We start from the raw sequence: 1,197 nt of genomic DNA, 5'->3' as shown, positions 1-1,197 counted from the left end.
GAACAATCCAAAATACAAACGCGGCAATACAACAGGTTGGAAGATATTAACACGTGATTTACAACAGTATATGCACCGACTTTTAAAGCTAATAAGTGTAGCGCTTATCGTTTTAATTCCCAAGTAGTTATAAAGAAACGGTCTCTTTACCTATTATTTCTAAGTACGTGGAGCATAAGCTTTCTTTTTCATTGGATACTGTACTTTGGTACTCAGATATTGCTCTTTGGTATTCTTTTTTAGTCTGTGTATTTTTCCTTATGTTACGTACACGCAGTTTAATAAACATATCTATTTACACACTACAGTGCTCCATTAAAAAACCATAGTAAAATTTCCGAACGTTCATAGATAAAATCAATAAGAAGATAAAAACTATTGTGGGCTGTTTGATACTCTTTGTAGCAGGAAAGAGGTCAACGCATCGAACGAAGCATGGCATCACGTAAAATTGCATTAATCCGTGTTTGATATCCTTTCCCTTGACTTTTAAGCCACGCTAGAACGTCTGAATCCACACGTACTGTTGTGACAGTTTTGGTTGGTTTATAGAATGGATTGCGAACGGCGTTTTTCCAGAACGTATCATCTAGTGTTGGAATATCACTATGATCAATTGCACTATCCGGCATTGCAGCCAGTTTATCAACCTCAACTCTCTGTTTATCTGTCAAAGGTGATAAGTTACCTATATCAATTTCATAACGAACTTTCTTCTTCATAACGTTTCCTTTCTTTCAAGTTAGCACGCCGCGCTGAAATAATACGGATTACTTCTATACCATCTTTATCATCATGGACAGTATGCGCCACGAGCAGCAGTAAAAAACCATCCACAAGCCCCAAAGTTTGCCAACGATATTCTCCGTTTTCAATACGGTCTTGTTTAACCCTGGCAAACGGGTCTGCAAAAACACGAGCAGCTATTTCAAAACTTACACGGTGCTTTTTAAGATTACTTTTTGCTTTAGTTTCATCCCATTCAAATCTTATTTTCATATCTTATGTTAATACATTTATGTATGTATATCAAGAGTTTTAAATGAACACTGAACTATTTATGTTTTTTTGCATATTAAATATAATTTTATATGTTAAAAAACAATAATATCATTTTGAAATAATTGAAAAAACAAGCAAATTATGCTAAGATTTTTATGTATAAATTGCAAATCTAATGGGGCTACAAATATGCTA

The 1,197-nt window shown here is 34.1% G+C and carries 2 protein-coding genes and 1 pseudogene; 1 reads left to right on the top strand and 2 read right to left on the bottom strand.

The features are described 5' to 3' along the window. A pseudogene (locus tag ACFIJ0_RS05710) lies at nt 1-329 on the top strand (hypothetical protein); the annotation flags it as partial. Nucleotides 330-416: 87 nt separating this feature from the next. Here the strand turns inward: ACFIJ0_RS05710 and ACFIJ0_RS05705 are convergent. Both ACFIJ0_RS05705 and ACFIJ0_RS05700 read right to left on the bottom strand, forming a co-directional pair. Next, nucleotides 417-722: a BrnA antitoxin family protein gene (locus ACFIJ0_RS05705; RefSeq protein ID WP_375624114.1), complete on the bottom strand. Its 306-nt coding sequence runs from the start codon at nt 720-722 to the stop codon at nt 417-419. After that, nucleotides 700-999, bottom strand: a complete 300-nt coding sequence (locus tag ACFIJ0_RS05700; protein WP_375624112.1) for a BrnT family toxin — start codon at nt 997-999, stop codon at nt 700-702. Before ACFIJ0_RS05700 ends, ACFIJ0_RS05705 begins: the two co-directional genes overlap by 23 nt. Nucleotides 1,000-1,197: the final 198 nt, after the last annotated feature.

The organism is Bartonella sp. OC68QHHN (genome assembly GCF_042193875.1).
Taxonomy (GTDB): domain Bacteria; phylum Pseudomonadota; class Alphaproteobacteria; order Rhizobiales; family Rhizobiaceae; genus Bartonella; species Bartonella grahamii_A.
This window is presented reverse-complemented; position numbering and strand designations above follow the sequence as displayed.